This is a genomic window from Ensifer sp. R-19 (genome assembly GCF_049905105.1).
Classification (GTDB): domain Bacteria; phylum Pseudomonadota; class Alphaproteobacteria; order Rhizobiales; family Rhizobiaceae; genus Ensifer.
Map to the genome: position 1 here is coordinate 3184411 of NZ_CP184569.1, position 17953 is coordinate 3202363.

Consider the following 17953-nt stretch of genomic DNA (forward strand, 5'->3'; position numbering starts at 1 on the left):
TCATCCCGCCGCCCCTCGCCATCAGTCGACGGGAGTGTGCAGCAAGGCTCGGCTCGCGTAAACCGTGCGGACTTGTCTGAGGATGGAAACGAGGAAAGACGGGCGCTCGCCCGCCTACCTACCTCTCATGGGAAAGTATGATGGGCCGCCTCGACCCATCATCCTCTTGTCCTAGTGACCGCCGCCGCTGGGGCCGGCGCCCTGCGGCTTCTTGATCATCATCACACCGAAGATCAGCGACAGGAACAGCACCGTCAAAAGCACGAAGATATCGCCGAAGGACAGGATGACTGCCTGCTTCTGCGCCATGGCGGCAAGCTGCTTGACGGCGATCGTCGTGCCGTCGAGACCATGGGCGTTGAAGTTGGCGGCCATGTTGTTGAACCGCTCCATCGCCTCCGGGTTGCCCCACTGCACATGCTCGGCAAGACGCGCATAGTGGAAGTCCTGGCGCTGGGTCAGGATCGTATTGATGACCGCGAGCCCGACGGCACCGCCGAGGTTTCGGGTGAGGTTGAAAAGACCAGAAGCGCCACGCATACGCGCCGGCGACATGGTGCCGAGCGCAATGTTGTTGATCGGCACCATGCAGAGCATCAGCCCGACGCCGCGCAGAATCTGCGGAATGAACAGCTCGTAAAAGTCCCAGTCGGCGGTCAGATGGCCCATGATCCAGGTGCCTGCGGCAAAGCTGGTGAAGCCGATCGTCATCAGCACGCGCGGATCGAGCTTGCCCGAAAGGAGGCCCGCGACCGGCGCCGTGAAGAACATCGCAAGGCCCGACACGAACATGGTCTCGCCGATCATCAGCGAATCGTAGCCGCGGATGCGACCGAGATAGAGCGGATAGAGATAGGTGAGGCCATAGAGGCCGATGCCCATCACGAAGGAGAACATCGAGCCGAAGGCGAAGTTGCGGTTGGCAAAGGCCCTGAGGTCGACGACCGGGAACTCCACCTTGAAGGCCCGATAGAAGAACACGATGGCGGCGATTGCCGAAGCGACTGCGCCCATCACGATGTGCTCGTCATTGAACCAGTCGTTGGTGTTGCCTTCTTCCAGCACGTACTCCAGCGCGCCGAGGAAAATCGCCATCGAGGCCAGGCCCCACCAGTCGAACTTCTTGAACAGGCCGAGCTCCGGCTTGTCGAAATCGATGAAGGTCCAGGTGAGCGTGGCGACGATGATGCCAGGGATGACGTTGACCAGAAACAGCCAGTGCCAGGAAAAGGCGTGGCTGAGATAGCCGCCGACCGTCGGCCCGATCGTCGGCGCCAGCGTCGCGATCAGGCCGATGATCGGCGAGACGATGTTGCGCTTGGACGGCGGGAAGATGGTGAAGGCCGCCGCAAACACCGATGGGATCATGCCGCCGCCGATGAAGCCCTGGATGGCGCGATAGAGAATCATCTGGTCGATGTTCGTCGCCGTTGCCGCAAGCGCGCTCGCCGCGGTGAAGCCGGCGGCCGAAACCGAGAACAGCACGCGCGTCGAGACGATGCGCGCCAGCGTTCCCGACAGCGGGATCATGATGACTTCGGCGATGAGATAGGAGGTCTGCACCCAGCCGATCTCGTCCGAGCCGGCCGACAGGCCCGCCTGGATTTCGGCCAGCGAGGCCGAGACGATCTGGATGTCGAGGATGGCCATGAACATGCCGACGACCATGGCGAAGAAGGCGATCAGCCTCTTCGGATCCATATGTTCCTCGACCTTCGGTGCGGCGGCCGCCACCGAACCTGCTGTTGCCGTTGCGGCCATCTCAGCCACTCCTTGCAAGGGCGCGCCCTCAAGGCGCGCCGGCGTTTGGGCCTGATTACTTGGTGGCGGCGACCTTGGTCTGATCCGGCGCCGTGCGCGTGTCGACGTCGACGACGACACTCAGGCCGGCACGCAGGTGTCCTTCGGCCAGCACGTCGGCCGGGAGCGTGATGCGCACCGGCACGCGCTGGATCACCTTGGTGAAGTTGCCGGTGGCGTTTTCGGCCGGCAGCAACGAGAAGACCGAACCGGAGGCTGGCGAAATCGAGGCAACGGTGCCTTCGATCGCGTGATCCTCATAGGCATCGACATGGACCTTGACCTTGGAGCCCGGCACCAGATGCGCGATCTGGGTCTCCTTGAAATTGGCGTCGATGTAGAGCTGGTCGACCGGAACGAGGGCAGCGAGCCGCTGGCCGGCGGAAACGAGGTCGCCAACCTGAACCGCCACGTTGCCGACGATGCCGTCATAGGGCGCCTTCAAGACGGTGAAGCCGAGGTCGCGATTGGCCTTGTCGCGCACAAGCTCGAGAGAGCGGATCTCGCTTTCGGCTTCGGTGCGCTGGGCTTCGAGAACCGTGATGCTCGCATTGGCAGCCGCGATATTGGCATCGGCGCCGGAGAGGTTCGCCCGCGCCTGGTCGAGCGCCACATCGGCGTTGTCAAGCGAAGCGACGGTGCCAACGGCCTTGGACTGGAGGTCGCTTGCGCGCTTCTGCGCAAGCTCGGCGCCGCGCACCGTCGCTTCGAGAGCCTTCTTCTGCGCTTCGGTCTGGGCCAGGCTCGCCTTGGCACCGGCAATCTGCGCATCGAAACGGCTGAGTGCAAGTTTCTGGGTGGCAATCTTTGCTTCGGCCTGCTCGGCAGCGATACGATAATCGCCATCGTCGAGGGTAACGAGAGGATCGCCGGCCTTCACCTTCTGGTTGGCGACGGCATCGACCTTGGCGACGTATCCGGAAACCTTGGGCGAGATCGTCGCAATGTCGCCTTCGATATAGGCGTCATCCGTGGAGACCATGAAGCGGCCATTGGTCCACCAGTCGTAGCCGAACCACGCGCCGGCGACGAGAAGCGCCAGACCGAGCACGGGAACGATGGGCTTGCGCGCCTTCTTCGGCGGCTGCGCCGCTTCTGCAGGAGCCTGGACAGCGGCCTGCTCCGCAGCAGGCGCCTTTGCCTCAAGCGCGGTTTCCTGCTGCACTTCAAAATTCTCGTCGACGGGGCGGACGCGAGCAGCGCTGGATGTGTTGGATGCGGACATTGGGCACCGGCCTGGTTAAAGATTGCTGAACGAACTGAACCGTTCGGTTCGATCGAGCTTGACATAGGCCCTTTCTGGTCGCATATCAAGAGGAAATCGAACCACGCGGTTCGATGACTGAAATTTAATGCAAGCAGGACGGAAACAAGCGACCACCATGAGCACGGTGAAGACCGGAACCCAGGACATGATCCAGCCGAATGTCGGCCAGGACGAAGATCTCTTTTCGATGGGCGGCCGCCACGCCGCCGGCGAGGACCCCGCCAAGCGCGAGCAGATCCTCGAAGGTGCCCGGCGCGCCTTTCTGAGCCAGGGTTTCGACGCTGCCAGCATGAACGACATCACCCGCGAGGCCGGCGTCTCCAAGGGTACGCTCTACGTCTATTTCGAGAACAAGGAAGACCTGTTCAAGGCTCTGATCATCAAGGGCAAGACCCGGGTGGTCCAGACCGCCAAGCACGCGCTCAACGATCACGACGACGTCGAGGAATCGCTCTACGATTTCGGCGTGACGCTGACGACCAGCATGACGGCCGAAGAAACGATCCGCTCCATGCGCATGGTGATCGGCGTGATCGATCGCATGCCGCATCTGGCCGAGCGCTTCTTCAGCGAGGCGCCGGAAAACGGTTATACCGTGCTCAAGGCCTATCTCGACCGGCAGGTTCCTGCCGGTACTCTGGATATCGACAACACCGAGATGGCCGCCCGCCAGTTCATCGAAATGGCGCAGGCCGGGCTCTTCAAGCACCGCCTGTTCGGCGGCATGTGCACCGCACCGCCGAAGGAACAGATCGAGGCGACGGTGACCGCCGCCGTCCGCGTCTTCATGTCCGCCTACGGACCGAAGAAATAGGACGGCTGGCGCCGAACTCTTCCGACCCCTCCGGCGTTACAATCCAGCAATTGCGATCAAGCGCGCCTTCCGGCAAGACCCTATCACCAGGGCGCTGCCAAAGGAGTGATGATGAGTGCCATCGGACGCGCGGTCTGGTTCATCGAGAGCCATTTCGCAAGGGACATATCGCTGGATGAGATCGCCGGGGCCGCTGGCCTCTCGCGCTTCCATCTCTCGCGCGTTTTCGGGCTGGTCACGGGCCGTTCGATCAGCGCCTATATTCGCGGCCGGCGCCTCAGCGATGCCGCTTACGCCCTGGCCGATGGTTCCCTCAGCATTCTTTCGGTAGCCCTCGAAGCGGGCTACAACTCGCACGAGGCTTTCACCCGCGCCTTTCGCGACCAGTTCGGCGTGACGCCCGAGACGGTGCGCAAGCAAAGGCACGTTCGAAACATCGAACTGATGGAGCCTTTAAGAATGGACGATACCCGCCTTCTCAAGATCGACCCGCCGCGCTTCGAAGACAGCCCGCCCCTGCTTCTGGCGGGCCTAGCGGAAACCTATGCCTACAGCCGCACCGAGGGCATCCCTTCGCTCTGGCAGCGGTTCAACCGCCACTTCGGCAACATAGCCGGCCAGAAGGGCGACATCGCCTACGGCGTCTGCACCCAAAGCAATGGCGAGGCCGGAACCTTCCGCTACATGGCAGCCGCAGAAGTCAGCGAAACCGACGACCTGCCGGAGGGCTTTTCGACGCTGAAGCTGCCGAAGCAGCGTTATGCCGTCTTCCTGCACCGCGGCCACATCTCCGCGATCGCCAAGACCGCGGACCATGTCTTCGGCACCTGGTTGCCCGAGTCCGGACTTCAGCACGGCGAAACGCCTGATCTCATCGAACGCTACGACGAGCGCTTCGACCCACATTCGGGCATGGGCGTCGTCGAACTGTGGATTCCGATCAGATCGTAAACGGTAAAGCGCCGCCGCAAATAGCGGCGGCGCTTGTCACCTTCGCGATGTTTCTTAAATACTTTCGGCGATTCTTGCGCGACGACGCGCCACCCACAAAGGAAGATCGCCGATGCAGGATATCCTGTTGCTTGCCCAAGACCCCGCCGCCTGGGTCGCCCTCGTCACGCTTGTGGTCATGGAGGTGGTTCTCGGCATCGACAACCTGATCTTCATCTCGATCCTCACCAACAAGCTACCACTGGAGCATCGCGAAAGGGCCCGCCGCATCGGCATCGGCCTCGCCCTCGTCATGCGCCTTGCCCTGCTCGGCACCGTTGCCTGGATCGTCAAGCTGACGACGCCGGTGTTCGAGGCCTTCGGCCACGGCTTCTCCTGGAAGGACATGATCCTGATTGCCGGTGGCCTGTTCCTCGTCTGGAAGGCGACCAAGGAAATCCACCACAATGTCGATCCGGCCGATCATGGCGAGGACTTCATCGCGTCTTCGGCGATCAACAGCTTCGGCGCTGCGATCGCTCAGATCCTGTTGCTCGACCTTGTCTTCTCCGTCGACAGCATCATCACCGCCGTTGGCATGACGCCGCACCTGCCGATCATGGTCATCGCCGTGATTGCCGCCGTGACCGTTATGCTCGTCGCCGCCAATCCGCTCGCCAACTTCATCGAGAAGAACCCGACGATCGTCATGCTGGCGCTCGCCTTCCTCTTGATGATCGGCACGACGCTGATTGCCGAAGGCATGGGCCTGCATGTGCCGAAGGGTTACATCTACGCCGCCATGGCTTTCTCGGCCCTTGTCGAAATCCTCAACATGGTCGCGCGCAATGCGCGGCTCCGGAAGGCTGGCAAACTCAACTGACGAGCTGCCCCCACGACGGCCTCATCACGAAAAGGCCCGCATCGCCGATGCGGGCCTTCTTGTTTGCGGGAGTTCACGAAGGCGCGAAGCCGAACCGACCGGCCGTCAACCGCGAGCCTTCAGCGAAAAGCAGGAACGCTCCTCCTCTTTCGCTGAGCCATGCCGGTAGCCCGGCTCCACGCCTTCTGGTTGGACAACGCCTCTCCCGAGGAAACGTTCCGCTGACCTCCGGTCCGGTTCAGACGTCTGCGCGATGACCGACTTCGACCAGAATGTTGCCGGGAATGACCACATAGAAGACGTAGGCGCCGTGCCGGTCCTCCGGTGCGATCACCTCGACGCCGGATCCACGCACCCGCCGGTAGGCGTCGTCGACCTCGGCCCGCGCCGGCAGCAGGAAGCCGATGTGGTAGGTCTGGGCACCGAGGTTCACCTGGTCGCCGCCGCCAAGCGCCGTGATCGGCGGGCTGACGACGAGCACGAGGCCGAAACTATCCGTCAAGCGATAGAACGCGTCCTTGCCGCGCTTTTCGACCAGCGTCAGGCCGAAATGGTCGATGAGGAAGGAAGCCGTTTCGGCAACGACGGGGCTATAGAGGTCGATATGATTCAGTCGCATGTTCACAGTCTCCGTGTTCGAGAAACGCGGCGGACTGCGTCGATATGCATACCCCGCCGCGGACCGATGCGATTGCATCGGAACCACGTCGTGGGTTCGAACGGGACGTTCGAGCAGAGCTTCGTTAGAAAACCGAAGGGACCGGGCTTACCATATCCGGTCCTGCCTTTTTCGACGCGTCCTGCTTACAGCAGAACGGCCGGACACGGAAGATGGAATGACGATCAGTTCTTTCCGGCGTCCGGATCGATGTGCTGGAGTTCCTGCAAATAGGTGTCGAGACGATCGAACTTCTGCTCCCAGAAGCGGCGGTAACTGTCGAGCCAGCTGTTGACGTCCTTCAGCGGCGCGGCCTCGAGCCGGCACGGGCGCCATTGCGCTTCGCGGCCGCGGCTGATCAGCCCGGCGCGCTCGAGAACCTTGAGATGCTTGGACACTGCCGGCAGGCTCATTGCGAAGGGCTCCGCCAGTTCGCCGACCGAGGCCTCTCCGAGGGCGAGACGGGCAAGGATCGCCCTTCGCGTTGGGTCGGCCAGGGCGGAGAGCGTCGTCGACAAGCGATCTTCCGGCATTTTCTAAAAAACCTTTCAGTTAAATAACCTTTCGGTTCATTATCGTCCAGGGCCGGCAGTGTCAACAAAAACCGACGTGGTCCACTTTCCGTTGACATGATCGGTGTTCTATGGTCTCACGCGAGCCGACTGGAATAGCCTGCCGATACCGCTGTTGCGGCACCCTTGCGGGCCTTTCCTTCCCATAAAATGCGCGCCCCGGCGGTCGGATTTCTTTTCCGGCAAGGGGCGAAAAGCACGTCAGACGGGCAAAAAGACCATGGCAAATTCAGCAGTCCGGGTACGCATCGCACCCTCCCCCACCGGCGAGCCGCATGTCGGCACGGCCTATATCGCTCTGTTCAACTACCTCTTTGCGAAGAAGCACGGCGGCGAGTTCATCCTGCGCATCGAAGACACCGATGCGACCCGCTCGACGCCGGAGTTCGAACAGAAGGTGCTGGACGCGCTGAAATGGTGCGGGCTCGAATGGTCTGAAGGTCCTGATGTCGGTGGTCCCTATGGCCCCTATCGCCAGAGCGACCGCAAGGACATGTATCGCCCTTACGTCGAGAAGATCGTCGAGAACGGTCACGGCTTCCGCTGCTTCTGCACGCCCGAGCGGCTCGAGCAGATGCGCGAGAGCCAGCGCGCCGCCGGCAAGCCGTCGAAGTATGACGGCCTTTGCCTCAACCTTACGGCCGAAGAAGTGACGTCGCGCGTTGCCGCCGGCGAGCCGCATGTCGTGCGCATGAAGATCCCGACCGAGGGCTCGTGCAAGTTTAACGACGGCGTCTATGGCGATGTCGAAATCCCGTGGGATGCCGTTGACATGCAGGTGCTCTTGAAGGCCGACGGCATGCCGACCTACCACATGGCAAACGTCGTCGACGACCATCTGATGAAGATCACCCACGTCGCCCGCGGCGAGGAGTGGCTGGCTTCCGTGCCGAAGCACATCCTGATCTACCAGTATCTCGGCCTCGAGCCGCCGAAGTTCATGCACCTGTCGCTGATGCGCAATGCCGACAAGTCGAAGCTGTCGAAGCGCAAGAACCCGACGTCGATCTCCTACTACACAGCCCTCGGCTATCTGCCGGAAGCGCTGATGAACTTCCTCGGCCTGTTCTTCATCCAGATCGCCGAAGGTGAGGAACTGCTGACGATCGATGAGCTCGCGGCAAAGTTCGATCCGGAAAACCTGTCCAAGGCCGGCGCGATCTTCGACATCCAGAAGCTCGACTGGCTGAACGCGCGCTGGATCCGCGAGAAGCTCTCGGAAGACGAGTTCGCTGCCCGTGTGCTTGCCTGGGCGATGGAAAACGACCGCCTGAAGCAGGGCCTGAAGCTCAGCCAGTCGCGCATCTCGAAGCTCGGCGAACTGCCGGATCTCGCAAGCTTCCTGTTCAAGTCCGATCTCGGCTTGCAGCCGGCCGCCTTCGCCGGCGTCAAGTCGACGCCCGAAGAACTGCTCGAGGTCCTCAACACCGTTCAGCCGGATCTCGAAAAGATCCTCGAATGGAACAAGGAGTCGATCGAAGCGGAACTGCGTGCGGTCGCCGAGCGCATGGGCAAGAAGCTGAAGGTCATCGTGGCGCCGCTCTTTGTGGCGGTTTCCGGCTCTCAGCGCTCGTTGCCGCTGTTCGACAGCATGGAAATCCTGGGCCGCGCCGTGGTACGCCAGCGCCTGAAGGTTGCCGCCCAGGTGGTCGCCTCCATGGTCGGCAGCGGAAAGTAAGGAGAGCACGATGAACGACAAGACCGAGACCACTGGCCTCTCCTCCGACGCAACTGAAGTCCGCGCACAGAAGCTGAAGCTGCTGCGCGAACAGATCGGCGACGTCTATCCGGCGCATTTCCACCGGACGATGAGCAATGCCGAACTCACCGCGAAATACGAAGGCCTGGAACCGGACACCGAGACGCAGGACGTCGTCACCGTTGCCGGCCGCGTCTATTCCTCGCGCAACTCGGGCATGTTCATGGACATCCATGACGCCTCCGGCAAGATCCAGATCTTCAGCCACAAGGACGTGACGAGCGAAGAGGCCCGTGGCCTGCTGCCGATGATCGACATCGGCGACATCATCGGCGTCACCGGCGTCGTGCGCCGTACCAAGCGCGGCGAGCTGACGATCAACGCCCAGGCGATCACCATGCTGACGAAGTCGCTGCTGCCGATGCCCGAGAAGTGGCACGGCCTCTCCGACATCGAAATTCGCTACCGCAAGCGTCACCTCGACATCATGACCAACGAGGAATCGAAGCTGCGCTTCCAGCAACGCAGCCGCATCGTTTCCGGCATCCGCCGCTTCATGGAAAACGACGGCTTCATGGAAGTCGAAACGCCGATGCTGCATTCGGTCTACGGCGGCGCCACCGCCGAGCCGTTCAAGACGCATCACAACACGCTGAAGCTCGACATGTTCCTGCGCATCGCGCCGGAACTGTACCTCAAGCGCACGCTGGTTTCGGGCCTCACCGACAAGGTCTTCGAGATCAACCGCAACTTCCGCAACGAAGGCGTCTCCACCCGGCACAATCCGGAATTCACCATGATGGAGTGCTACTGGGCCTATGCCGACTACGAGGACATCATGGACCTCGTCGAGCGGCTGTTCGCCGAGCTGGCGATGGCGATCCACGGCTCGACCGAATTTGCCTATGGCGACAAGGAAATCTCCTTCAAGGGTCCGTTCCGCCGCGTGCCGATGCCGGACGCCGTCAAGGAAGCGACAGGCATCGACTTCCTAGCGATGAAGACCGACGAAGAAGCCCGCACTGCTGCCAAGGCTGCCGGCTTCGAAGTCGAGAAGGACTGGACCTGGGGCGAGTGCCTCGCCTTCATCTTCGAAGAAAAGGTTGAAGGAACGCTGATCCAGCCGGCCCACGTCACGCATTTCCCGAAGGACATCTCGCCGTTTGCCAAGGAAGTGCCGGGCGAGCCGCGCCTCGTCGAACGTTTCGAGACCTATTGCAACGCCTGGGAACTCGGCAACGCCTTCTCGGAACTCAACGACCCGGAAGAGCAGCGCGCCCGCATGGTCGAGCAGCTCGAACAGGCGCATGCTCGCGGCGAAAAGGCCAAGCAGCTCGACGACGAGTTCCTCGATGCCATCGACCAGGGCATGCCGCCGGCCGGTGGCCTCGGCATCGGCGTCGACCGCCTGATCATGCTTCTGACCAATGCGCCGTCGATCCGCGACGTCATCCTCTTCCCGGCACGCCGCCAGAAGGCTGATTGATCAAGGTCGCATTGCCATGAACACGAAGGCCCGCCGCACCCGCGTCGGGCCTTTTTATTTTCTGATGATGATCCGACGTCTCGGACGCAGCGTGGTCTCAGTGACCGGCCGGCGCCTCGGCCGTCTCCTCCGGCTTGGCCTCGTGTTCGGCACCGCCCGCGTCGGCGGTCTTGGCTTCGGCCGGATCCGCGGACGGATCGATGCACGACGAGTGGTCGTCCATCGCTGCCATCATCGTGCGGATATCATCCATCGACAGATCGACCGTCTTGCCATGAAAGACGCCGGCAGAATTCGCCGTGCCGGCATTATAGGAAGCGCGGAACGTTTCGCTCATTCCAGGCACGCTCTGCGGGCCGGGAGCGAAAAGCACTTCCGCCCCGATTGCGGCTCCGCGAACCTGCGCCCGATCCTCCGGGCCGGCCGCGTCGAGCACGACGACCTGATAGAGATCGGCACTTTCAGCCTTCGCCAGCGCGCCGACCACACGCAGGGCCGTGCGCATGCGCGTTTCGCCATCGGCGCGATCGGTCTTGACGTGCATGCGGATCCAGCGCTGGCCGTTATGACTGAGCTTGAGGGTCCGCAGCATCGTGCATTCGAGACCCGAGGTATTCGGCTTGGAAAGCCCCGCCATCAGTGCGTCCCGGCTGACATAGACGGCGGCCCCGCCGGATGCGGCCGAAACGCCGAAGGCGGCCACGAGGATGACGAGCAGTCTCTTCGATGGCCGAAACTTGCCGAGGATAGCCTTCACGAGGGTGACTCCGCCGTCATATCCAGGAATTGCAGAAAAGCCCGAAAGGGCGCGCCTCAACATTAGGCGCGCCACCCTTTCGGAAAGTTTAAGCTGCTGCGAAGGAGACTGCCATGCCTGCCGGTGCAGCGATGTTCCCCCCGGAAACCGGCCAGGAAGGCGCTCAGTCTCGGCCCAGGCGCCCGCGAGGGAGATTGACTTTCACAGCCATCTTGCCTCCATTGCGGGCCGTCAAACACAAGAACAAGAAAAGAAGAATGCAATGCACAAAGTCATCTTTGATACGGACCCGGGCATCGACGATGCGATGGCGCTGCTTTTCCTGCATCGTCATCCGGCCATCGACCTGATCGGCATCACCACTGTCTTCGGCAATGCCTCGGTCGAAACCACCACCCGCAATGCGCTGTTCCTGAAGCAGCAATGGGGCATCGATGCACCGGTTGCCAAGGGCCTCGACAAGACCTTCAACCCCGACCGTCCGCATGTCGGCTGGCCGACCTTCATCCACGGCGACGACGGCCTCGGCAACATCGATGTCCCGGAGACTGTCGATCTGCCGATCGACCCGCGCCCGGCGCACCGCTTCATCATCGATACGGTCCGCGCCCATCCGGGCGAAGTGACGCTGATCGCCGTCGGCCGCATGACCAATCTGGCGCTGGCGCTGCGCGAGGATCCGGATTTTGCCGCACTCGTGCGCGAAGTCGTCATCATGGGCGGCGCCTTCGACGTCAACGGCAACATCACACCCGCTGCCGAAGCCAATATCCACGGCGACCCGGAAGCCGCTGACGTGGTGATGACGGCCGCGTGGCCGGTCACCGTCGTCGGCCTCGACGTCACCACCCAGACCGTGATGACCAAGGCGATGATCGCCGACATAGCCGAGCGCGGCGGCGAGGCCGGCAAGCTGCTTGCTGACATCTCGAAGTTCTACGTCACCTTCTACGAGCAGCATGTTCCCGATGGCATGGTCGTGCATGACAGCTGCGCCTGCGCCTATGTCGTGGCGCCCGATCTCTTCACCGTCAGAAGCGGATCGATCCGTGTCGTCTGCGGCGGCATTGCCGACGGCCAGACGATCCAGAGCCCCGACAACAGGCTCTTCCCGCCGAGCCCGTGGGACAATCTGCCAAGCCAGAAGGCCTGCATCGACATCGATGCGGCCCGCACGCTGAAGCTGATCAGCGACACGCTTGTCTTGAACGGCTGAACCCGATCGAGGCGCGACCGATGTTGTGCCTTGAAAAACTTGAACAAGATGGCTGGCGGACGCGCGTTCGCCGGCTATCTTTATGTCCATGAAACCGGACGCCCTGCTCTATCCCGCCCCCAAGGGTCTCTACTGCCAGATTGGCGATTTCTACATCGACCCGGTGCAGCCGGTCGAAAGGGCGCTCATTACCCATGGCCATTCCGACCATGCCCGCGCCGGCCACGGCCAGGTGCTCGCCACCCGCGAGACCCTCGACATCATGCGCATTCGCTACGGCGACGGCTTCTGCGGCACGAGCCAGGCGGTCGAACTCGGGGAAAGGCTGACGCTGAACGGTGTCGAGGTGGGCTTCCATCCCGCCGGCCACGTGCTCGGCTCGGCGCAGATCTCGGTGCGTGCCAACGGTATCCGCATCGTCGTCTCCGGCGACTACAAACGGCGGCGGGATCCGACCTGCACGGGTTTCGAACCGGTTGCCTGCGACGTGTTCATCACCGAGGCCACCTTCGGTCTGCCGGTCTTCCACCACCCGGACGACCGGGCCGAGACGCGCAAGCTGCTCACCTCGCTTACCCAGTTTCCCGAACGGACCCACGTGGTCGGCGCCTATGCGCTCGGCAAGGCTCAGCGCGTCCTCGCGCTCCTGCGCGAACAGGGCTATCACCAGCCGATTTTCATTCACGGCGCCCTGCAACGGCTGTGCGACTACTACCAGAGCCAGGGCATCGATCTCGGCGAACTCCGTCCGGCAACACTTTCCGCCGACGAAAAGCAGGATTTCAGAGGGACCATCGTGATCGGTCCGCCCGCCGCCTTCGCCGACCGCTGGTCGCGGCGCTTTGCCGACCCGATCGCCATCTTCGCCTCCGGCTGGATGCTGATCCGCCAAAGAGCGAAACAGCGCGGCGTCGAACTGCCGCTCGTCATCTCCGACCATTGCGATTGGGCCGAGCTCACGCAGACGATCACCGAGATCGCTCCCGGCGAAGTCTGGGTCACGCACGGCCGCGAAGAAGCACTGGTGCGCTGGTGCGAGCTGCAAGGCATCGCCGCCCGCCCGCTGCATCTCGTCGGCTACGACGACGAGGGAGAGTGACGGATGCACGCCTTTGCCGAGCTGCTCGACCGTCTCGTTCTGAGCCCGCAGCGCAACGCCAAGATCCGCCTGCTTGCCGATTACTTCCGGACCGCGCCGGATCCGAGCCGCGGCTACGCGCTCGCGGCGATCGCCGGTACGCTGTCGCTGAACACGGTCAAGCCGGCGATGATCCGGGACCTGCTCCTCGAACGCATGGACGCGGTGCTCTTCCAGTACTCCTACGACTATGTCGGCGACCTCGCCGAAACGGTGTCGCTCGTCTGGGAACCCCCGGTTGGTACGGTTCAATCGGACATCCCGCTGGGTGCCGCCATCGAGCGCCTGCAGATGACCGGGCGCGCCGACGTGCGCAGCGTCGTGCGCGACATGCTCGACCACCTGGACACCTCGGCGCGCTTCGCCTTCCTCAAACTGGTGACCGGAGGTCTGCGCATCGGTGTATCGGCGAAGCTCGCCAAGCAGGCGCTTGCCGACATGGGCGGCAAGGATGTCGCCGAGATTGAAACGCTCTGGCACGGCCTGTCGCCGCCCTATCTGCCGCTCTTCCGCTGGCTCTTGGGCGAGGCGGATAAGCCCGAGCTTTCGACGCCGGCGGTCTTCCACTCGGTCATGCTCGCCAATCCCGTCGCTGAGGGCGATCTCGACGCGCTCGACCCCAGGGATTTCGCGGCCGAATGGAAGTGGGATGGGATCCGCGTACAGCTTGCCAATATCGGCGGCGTCAAACGTCTTTACTCCCGCAGCGGCGACGAAATTTCCGGCGCCTTTCCCGATGTGCTGGAGGCCGCGGACTTCACCGGCGTCATCGACGGCGAACTGCTCGTCGGCGGCACGGCGCGCACCAATCGCGCAACCCGAAGCTTCGCCGACCTGCAACAGCGCCTGAACCGCAAGACTGTCAGCCACAAGCTCATCGAGGCCTACCCGGCCTTCATCCGCGCCTATGACATTCTCTTTTCAGGCGAGGAGGACGTTCGCCCGCAAGGCTTCGTCACACGACGGGCAATGCTTGCCGATCTTGTGGAAAGTGCTGCGCCACAACACTTCGACCTCTCGCCGCTGGTGCCGTTCTCCTCCTGGGACGAGCTCGACCGGCTGCGCGCCGACCCGCCCGATCCAGTCATCGAAGGCATCATGTTGAAACGGCTCGATTCGCCCTATACGCCCGGCCGTGTCAAAGGTCCCTGGTTCAAGTGGAAGCGTGCGCCCTTCAATATCGATGCGGTGCTGATGTATGCACAGCGCGGCCACGGCAAGCGCTCGAGCTACTATTCCGATTACACCTTCGGCGTCTGGACTGTCATCGACGGGAAGGAAACGCTCGTACCGGTCGGCAAGGCCTATTTCGGCTTCACCGACGCCGAGCTGGAGCTTCTCGACCGGTTCGTCAGGGACAACACGACCGACCGTTTCGGGCCCGTCCGTGCCGTCAGGGCCGAACCCGATTTCGGTTTCGTCGTCGAGGTGGCCTTCGAAGGCATCAACCGCTCGACCCGGCACAAATCCGGCGTGGCCATGCGCTTCCCCCGCATTGCCCGCCTGAGACAGGACAAGCTGCCACGCGATGCCGATCGCCTGGAGACGCTGCAAGCCATGATCGAGGCCCGGGAAGGCGCGTAGCATCGCGCTATTCATCCGAAAATCTCGGAACACCGGCGACAGCTGAGCGTTGGGAGGGGCTATCAACCGAAAGGCGGTGTTCCATGCCAGCCAAATCGAAGGCTCAGCAGAAGGCAGCCGGTGCGGCCCTGGTCGCGAAACGCGGAGAGACCAAGAAGTCCAGCCTCAAGGGCGCGTCCCGCGAGATGGAAAAATCCATGACGGAAGGCGAGCTCAAGGAACTCGCCGAGACCAAGCGCAAGAAGCTACCCGAGCGCAAGGGCGGTTGAGTGCGAAACCTCGAATAAAAGAGCTGGCTAAAACAAGAATTATTAAGACCCTTTTGGGATTATCCGGGTCGATACACAGCCATTCGCGTGCCGCCGGGGTGATTTGTGCCTGCCAGACATGCTTTCAACCTCGGAATGAAGAGGCTCTCCAGGGTTTTAACGCCAAGCTACCTTCCGGCGGTCATCGCGGCTTTCGTGGTCCTGGTGGCCGGCATCCTGGCGGACAATCAGAACCAGGTGGTAGCCGAGGCGCGGTTGCGCGCACGGGTAGCCGAAGAGCTCAATCCCATCCGCTCCAAGCTCGAAGCCAACGTCAACGGCAATATCCAGCTCGTGCGCGGCTTGATCGGCACGCTCGTCACCGAGCCGGGCATGGATCAGAAGCGCTTCGCCGCCCTTTCGCGCAGCATCTTTACCGAACGCTCGCAACTGCGCAGCATCGCTGCCGCGCCGAACCTCGTCGTCTCGCTCGTCTACCCGCTCAAAGGAAATGAGAAGGCGCTGGGGCTCGATTACCGCAAGAACGAGTTGCAGCGCGCTGCCGTCATGCGTGTCAAGGACACCAGGCAGATGGTGCTTGCCGGCCCGGTGGATCTCGTCCAGGGCGGACGTGGGCTGATCGGCCGCTTCCCGGTAATGATCGACGCCGGCGGCGGCAGCAATCGCTTCTGGGGCATCGTCTCCGCCATCATCGACATCGACCGCCTCTATCGTGACAGCGGCCTCCTTTCCGAACAGCCCGGCATAGATATCGCAATAGCCGGGCGCGACGGCACCGGCGCGGACGGGCAGGTCTTCTTTGGCGACCCCGCGATCTTCAAGCATTCGCCGGTCGGGATGACCGTGCTGTTGCCCGGCGGCTCCTGGCGCATTGCAGCCGTTCCCAGGGGCGGCTGGCCGACGACGGCCGGCAATGCCTGGTTCATCCGCGGATTGATCGTTCTCGGCGGCCTGATGATCATCCTGCCGATGGTGCTGACCGGTCGCCTGATGAGCGAGCGGCAGATGAACATCCGCGCGCTGAGGCACAGCAAGGCGCAGCTGCAGGAACTCTCCCATCGCCTCAAGATCGCGCTGGACTCGTCGCAGATCGGCATTTGGGAGCTGGATATTGCGAGCGGCAAGCTGCTTTGGGACGACCGGATGCGCGAACTCTACGGTCGCGCCGGCTCTACCCGCGAGACCTATGAGGACTGGAGGAGCGCCCTTTATTCCGACGATCTCCAGCGCGCCGAGGCCGAGTTCGTAGAAGCGCTCGAGACGGGCGACGCCTACAACTCGGACTTCCGCATCTGCCTCCCAGACGGCAGTTTGCGTCACATTCGCGCGATCGGCTCCGCCTATATCGGCGCCGATGGCATGCGGAAGGTCGTCGGGGTTAACTGGGACGTCACCGCCGACTTCGAGACCCGCGAAACCCTGTTCGAAGCCAAGCGCATGGCCGAGGCACACAGCGTCGAGCTCGAGGCGGCGCGCCATCGCATGGAATTCAATGCGCTGCACGATCCGCTGACCGGCCTGCCGAACCGCCGGTTCCTCGATCAGGTCCTGGCCGAGCGCAACAGGCATTTCGCACCGGAGGCCCGGCTCAGCATATTCCACATGGACCTCGACCGGTTCAAGCAGATCAACGATACGCTCGGCCACGCCGCCGGCGACGAGATCCTGCGCCATGCCGCCGAGCTGCTCCGGGGCAATGCGGATGCCAGGGACTTCGTCGCTCGCATCGGCGGCGATGAGTTCGTCATCGTTCGCCAGGATGGCGGGATGGAACCGGACGCCGCACTCGCATCCCGCATCATCGAGGCGATGAGCGTGCCCGTCCGCTACAAGGACCAGGAGTGCCGCATCGGCGTCAGCATCGGCATTGCTGCTCAGGCCAAGGCAACGGATGATCTGTCGCACGTGCTGGTCAATGCCGATATTGCGCTCTACGAAGCCAAGCGCCGCGGCCGCAACCGGCACGAGACCTTTACCGGTGAGCTGAAGACGGCCGTTTTCAAGACCAAGCAGACGGCCGACGAGATCCTTCGCGGGCTGGAGCACAACGAGTTCATCGCCCATTTCCAGCCGCAGTTCTGCCCGCGATCCCTCGACATAACAGGTGTCGAGGCACTGGCGCGCTGGGATCACCCGTCCAAGGGACTGCTCGGCCCGCATACCTTCCTGAAGACGGCGGAAGACATTAACGTGGTCGCGTCGATCGACCAGGCAATCCTGGAACAGGCGCTATTCCAGATCTACCGCTGGGAGGCGGGCGGCATCCATATTCCCAAGGTCTCGGTCAATCTGTCCTATGCACGTCTTCACGACGAAAACCTGATCGATCGCCTCGAACAATTGCAAATTCCGGCGGGCCGCCTGTCCTTCGAACTCCTGGAATCGATCTCCTTTGACGAGAGCGACGTGACCGTGCTTTCCAACATCCGCCGAATCAAGGAACTCGGCATCGACATCGAGATCGACGATTTCGGCACCGGCTATGCCTCGATCCTGAGCCTTCTGAAGCTGACCCCGCGGCGGCTGAAGATCGACCGCCAGCTCGTCCTGCCGATCCTCGACTCGCCCGCCGAAAAGCGCCTCGTCGAATCGATCATCGATATCGGCACGTCGCTCGGCATCGAAGTAATCGCCGAAGGCGTCGAGACGCTGGAACACGCCCATATCCTGAAGGAACTCGGCTGCCACGGGCTGCAGGGTTATGCCTTCGCGCGGCCGATGAACGCCAACGACCTCGCGACCTTCGCCTTCGAGCGCCGCTGGCTTGCGGCCTGAGAAGCACGCCGGCCTGCTGCAAAAAACACGGTGCGTGCATTTTTCGCACCGGTAAGGCTTGGCAGCTTTGCCGCGAATCGCCATAAAAACAATTGCCTGCCTCCA

15 protein-coding genes are annotated in these 17953 nt (G+C 62.6%); 10 read left to right on the forward strand and 5 right to left on the reverse strand.

The genetic code is table 11. From position 1 onward, the window contains the following. Nucleotides 1-171: 171 nt before the first annotated feature. Entirely contained in the window at nt 172-1761 is a 1590-nt protein-coding gene (locus ACN9MO_RS15490) for a DHA2 family efflux MFS transporter permease subunit (protein ID WP_113132244.1), read from the reverse strand. Nucleotides 1762-1816: 55 nt separating this feature from the next. Then, nucleotides 1817-3025 (reverse strand): HlyD family secretion protein, encoded by a 1209-nt coding sequence (locus tag ACN9MO_RS15495; RefSeq protein WP_112995942.1) that lies wholly within the window; start codon nt 3023-3025, stop codon nt 1817-1819. Between the two features lie 187 nt (nt 3026-3212). Between ACN9MO_RS15495 and ACN9MO_RS15500 the strand changes: the two genes are divergently transcribed. From ACN9MO_RS15500 to ACN9MO_RS15510, 3 genes are all read left to right on the forward strand, one after another. After that, nucleotides 3213-3881, forward strand: coding sequence for a TetR/AcrR family transcriptional regulator (locus tag ACN9MO_RS15500; RefSeq protein WP_373419944.1), 669 nt, complete (start codon nt 3213-3215; stop codon nt 3879-3881). Between the two features lie 111 nt (nt 3882-3992). After that, nucleotides 3993-4832, forward strand: a complete 840-nt coding sequence (locus ACN9MO_RS15505; RefSeq protein WP_058325329.1) for an AraC family transcriptional regulator — start codon at nt 3993-3995, stop codon at nt 4830-4832. A 112-nt stretch (nt 4833-4944) separates the two neighbouring features. Continuing rightward, nucleotides 4945-5694: a TerC family protein gene (locus tag ACN9MO_RS15510; protein WP_110880638.1), complete on the forward strand. Its 750-nt coding sequence runs from the start codon at nt 4945-4947 to the stop codon at nt 5692-5694. A gap of 238 nt (nt 5695-5932) precedes the next feature. Here the strand turns inward: ACN9MO_RS15510 and ACN9MO_RS15515 are convergent, their stop codons facing one another. Beyond that, a complete protein-coding gene (locus ACN9MO_RS15515; protein ID WP_112995943.1) occupies nt 5933-6313 on the reverse strand; it encodes a VOC family protein in 381 nt (126 codons plus the stop codon). Nucleotides 6314-6537: 224 nt separating this feature from the next. Next, nucleotides 6538-6885, reverse strand: a complete 348-nt coding sequence (locus tag ACN9MO_RS15520; protein WP_057254541.1) for an ArsR/SmtB family transcription factor — start codon at nt 6883-6885, stop codon at nt 6538-6540. 259 nt (nt 6886-7144) lie between these two features. Here ACN9MO_RS15520 and gltX point away from each other — a divergent pair, with 259 nt between their 5' ends. Together gltX and lysS are read left to right on the forward strand one after the other, a co-directional pair. Beyond that, complete coding sequence (gltX, locus tag ACN9MO_RS15525) at nt 7145-8602, forward strand: glutamate--tRNA ligase (protein WP_065375436.1); 1458 nt, start codon at nt 7145-7147, stop codon at nt 8600-8602. Between the two features lie 10 nt (nt 8603-8612). After that, nucleotides 8613-10109, forward strand: coding sequence for a lysine--tRNA ligase (lysS, locus tag ACN9MO_RS15530; protein WP_110880641.1), 1497 nt, complete (start codon nt 8613-8615; stop codon nt 10107-10109). Between the two features lie 97 nt (nt 10110-10206). Here the strand turns inward: lysS and ACN9MO_RS15535 are convergent, their stop codons facing one another. Beyond that, entirely contained in the window at nt 10207-10866 is a 660-nt protein-coding gene (locus tag ACN9MO_RS15535) for a hypothetical protein (protein ID WP_112995981.1), read from the reverse strand. Nucleotides 10867-11128: 262 nt separating this feature from the next. Here ACN9MO_RS15535 and ACN9MO_RS15540 point away from each other — a divergent pair, with 262 nt between their 5' ends. The 5 genes from ACN9MO_RS15540 (at nt 11129) to ACN9MO_RS15560 (ending at nt 17848) form a co-directional block, all read left to right on the forward strand. Then, nucleotides 11129-12082, forward strand: coding sequence for a nucleoside hydrolase (locus ACN9MO_RS15540; RefSeq protein ID WP_112995944.1), 954 nt, complete (start codon nt 11129-11131; stop codon nt 12080-12082). 88 nt (nt 12083-12170) lie between these two features. Further along, entirely contained in the window at nt 12171-13181 is a 1011-nt protein-coding gene (locus tag ACN9MO_RS15545) for a ligase-associated DNA damage response exonuclease (protein WP_112995983.1), read from the forward strand. A gap of 3 nt (nt 13182-13184) precedes the next feature. After that, nucleotides 13185-14804, forward strand: a complete 1620-nt coding sequence (locus ACN9MO_RS15550; protein ID WP_112995945.1) for a cisplatin damage response ATP-dependent DNA ligase — start codon at nt 13185-13187, stop codon at nt 14802-14804. Between the two features lie 83 nt (nt 14805-14887). Continuing rightward, complete coding sequence (locus ACN9MO_RS15555; protein ID WP_112995946.1) at nt 14888-15073, forward strand: DUF3008 family protein; 186 nt, start codon at nt 14888-14890, stop codon at nt 15071-15073. A gap of 135 nt (nt 15074-15208) precedes the next feature. Then, on the forward strand, nt 15209-17848 hold the full coding sequence (locus ACN9MO_RS15560; protein WP_112995947.1) for a bifunctional diguanylate cyclase/phosphodiesterase: 2640 nt from the start codon (nt 15209-15211) through the stop codon (nt 17846-17848). Nucleotides 17849-17953 lie beyond the last annotated feature (105 nt).

What these genes read in the sequence shown, in the direction of transcription:
- ACN9MO_RS15520 (WP_057254541.1), bottom strand. Translation starts at nt 6,885, where the DNA reads ATGCCGGAAGATCGCTTGTCGACGACGCTCTCCGCCCTGGCCGACCCA.
- ACN9MO_RS15510 (WP_110880638.1), top strand. Translation starts at nt 4,945, where the DNA reads ATGCAGGATATCCTGTTGCTTGCCCAAGACCCCGCCGCCTGGGTCGCC.
- ACN9MO_RS15560 (WP_112995947.1), top strand. Translation starts at nt 15,209, where the DNA reads ATGAAGAGGCTCTCCAGGGTTTTAACGCCAAGCTACCTTCCGGCGGTC.
- ACN9MO_RS15540 (WP_112995944.1), top strand. Translation starts at nt 11,129, where the DNA reads ATGCACAAAGTCATCTTTGATACGGACCCGGGCATCGACGATGCGATG.
- ACN9MO_RS15545 (WP_112995983.1), top strand. Translation starts at nt 12,171, where the DNA reads ATGAAACCGGACGCCCTGCTCTATCCCGCCCCCAAGGGTCTCTACTGC.
- ACN9MO_RS15495 (WP_112995942.1), bottom strand. Translation starts at nt 3,025, where the DNA reads ATGTCCGCATCCAACACATCCAGCGCTGCTCGCGTCCGCCCCGTCGAC.
- ACN9MO_RS15505 (WP_058325329.1), top strand. Translation starts at nt 3,993, where the DNA reads ATGAGTGCCATCGGACGCGCGGTCTGGTTCATCGAGAGCCATTTCGCA.
- ACN9MO_RS15550 (WP_112995945.1), top strand. Translation starts at nt 13,185, where the DNA reads ATGCACGCCTTTGCCGAGCTGCTCGACCGTCTCGTTCTGAGCCCGCAG.
- ACN9MO_RS15500 (WP_373419944.1), top strand. Translation starts at nt 3,213, where the DNA reads ATGATCCAGCCGAATGTCGGCCAGGACGAAGATCTCTTTTCGATGGGC.
- lysS (WP_110880641.1), top strand. Translation starts at nt 8,613, where the DNA reads ATGAACGACAAGACCGAGACCACTGGCCTCTCCTCCGACGCAACTGAA.
- ACN9MO_RS15490 (WP_113132244.1), bottom strand. Translation starts at nt 1,761, where the DNA reads ATGGCCGCAACGGCAACAGCAGGTTCGGTGGCGGCCGCCGCACCGAAG.
- ACN9MO_RS15515 (WP_112995943.1), bottom strand. Translation starts at nt 6,313, where the DNA reads ATGCGACTGAATCATATCGACCTCTATAGCCCCGTCGTTGCCGAAACG.
- ACN9MO_RS15555 (WP_112995946.1), top strand. Translation starts at nt 14,888, where the DNA reads ATGCCAGCCAAATCGAAGGCTCAGCAGAAGGCAGCCGGTGCGGCCCTG.
- gltX (WP_065375436.1), top strand. Translation starts at nt 7,145, where the DNA reads ATGGCAAATTCAGCAGTCCGGGTACGCATCGCACCCTCCCCCACCGGC.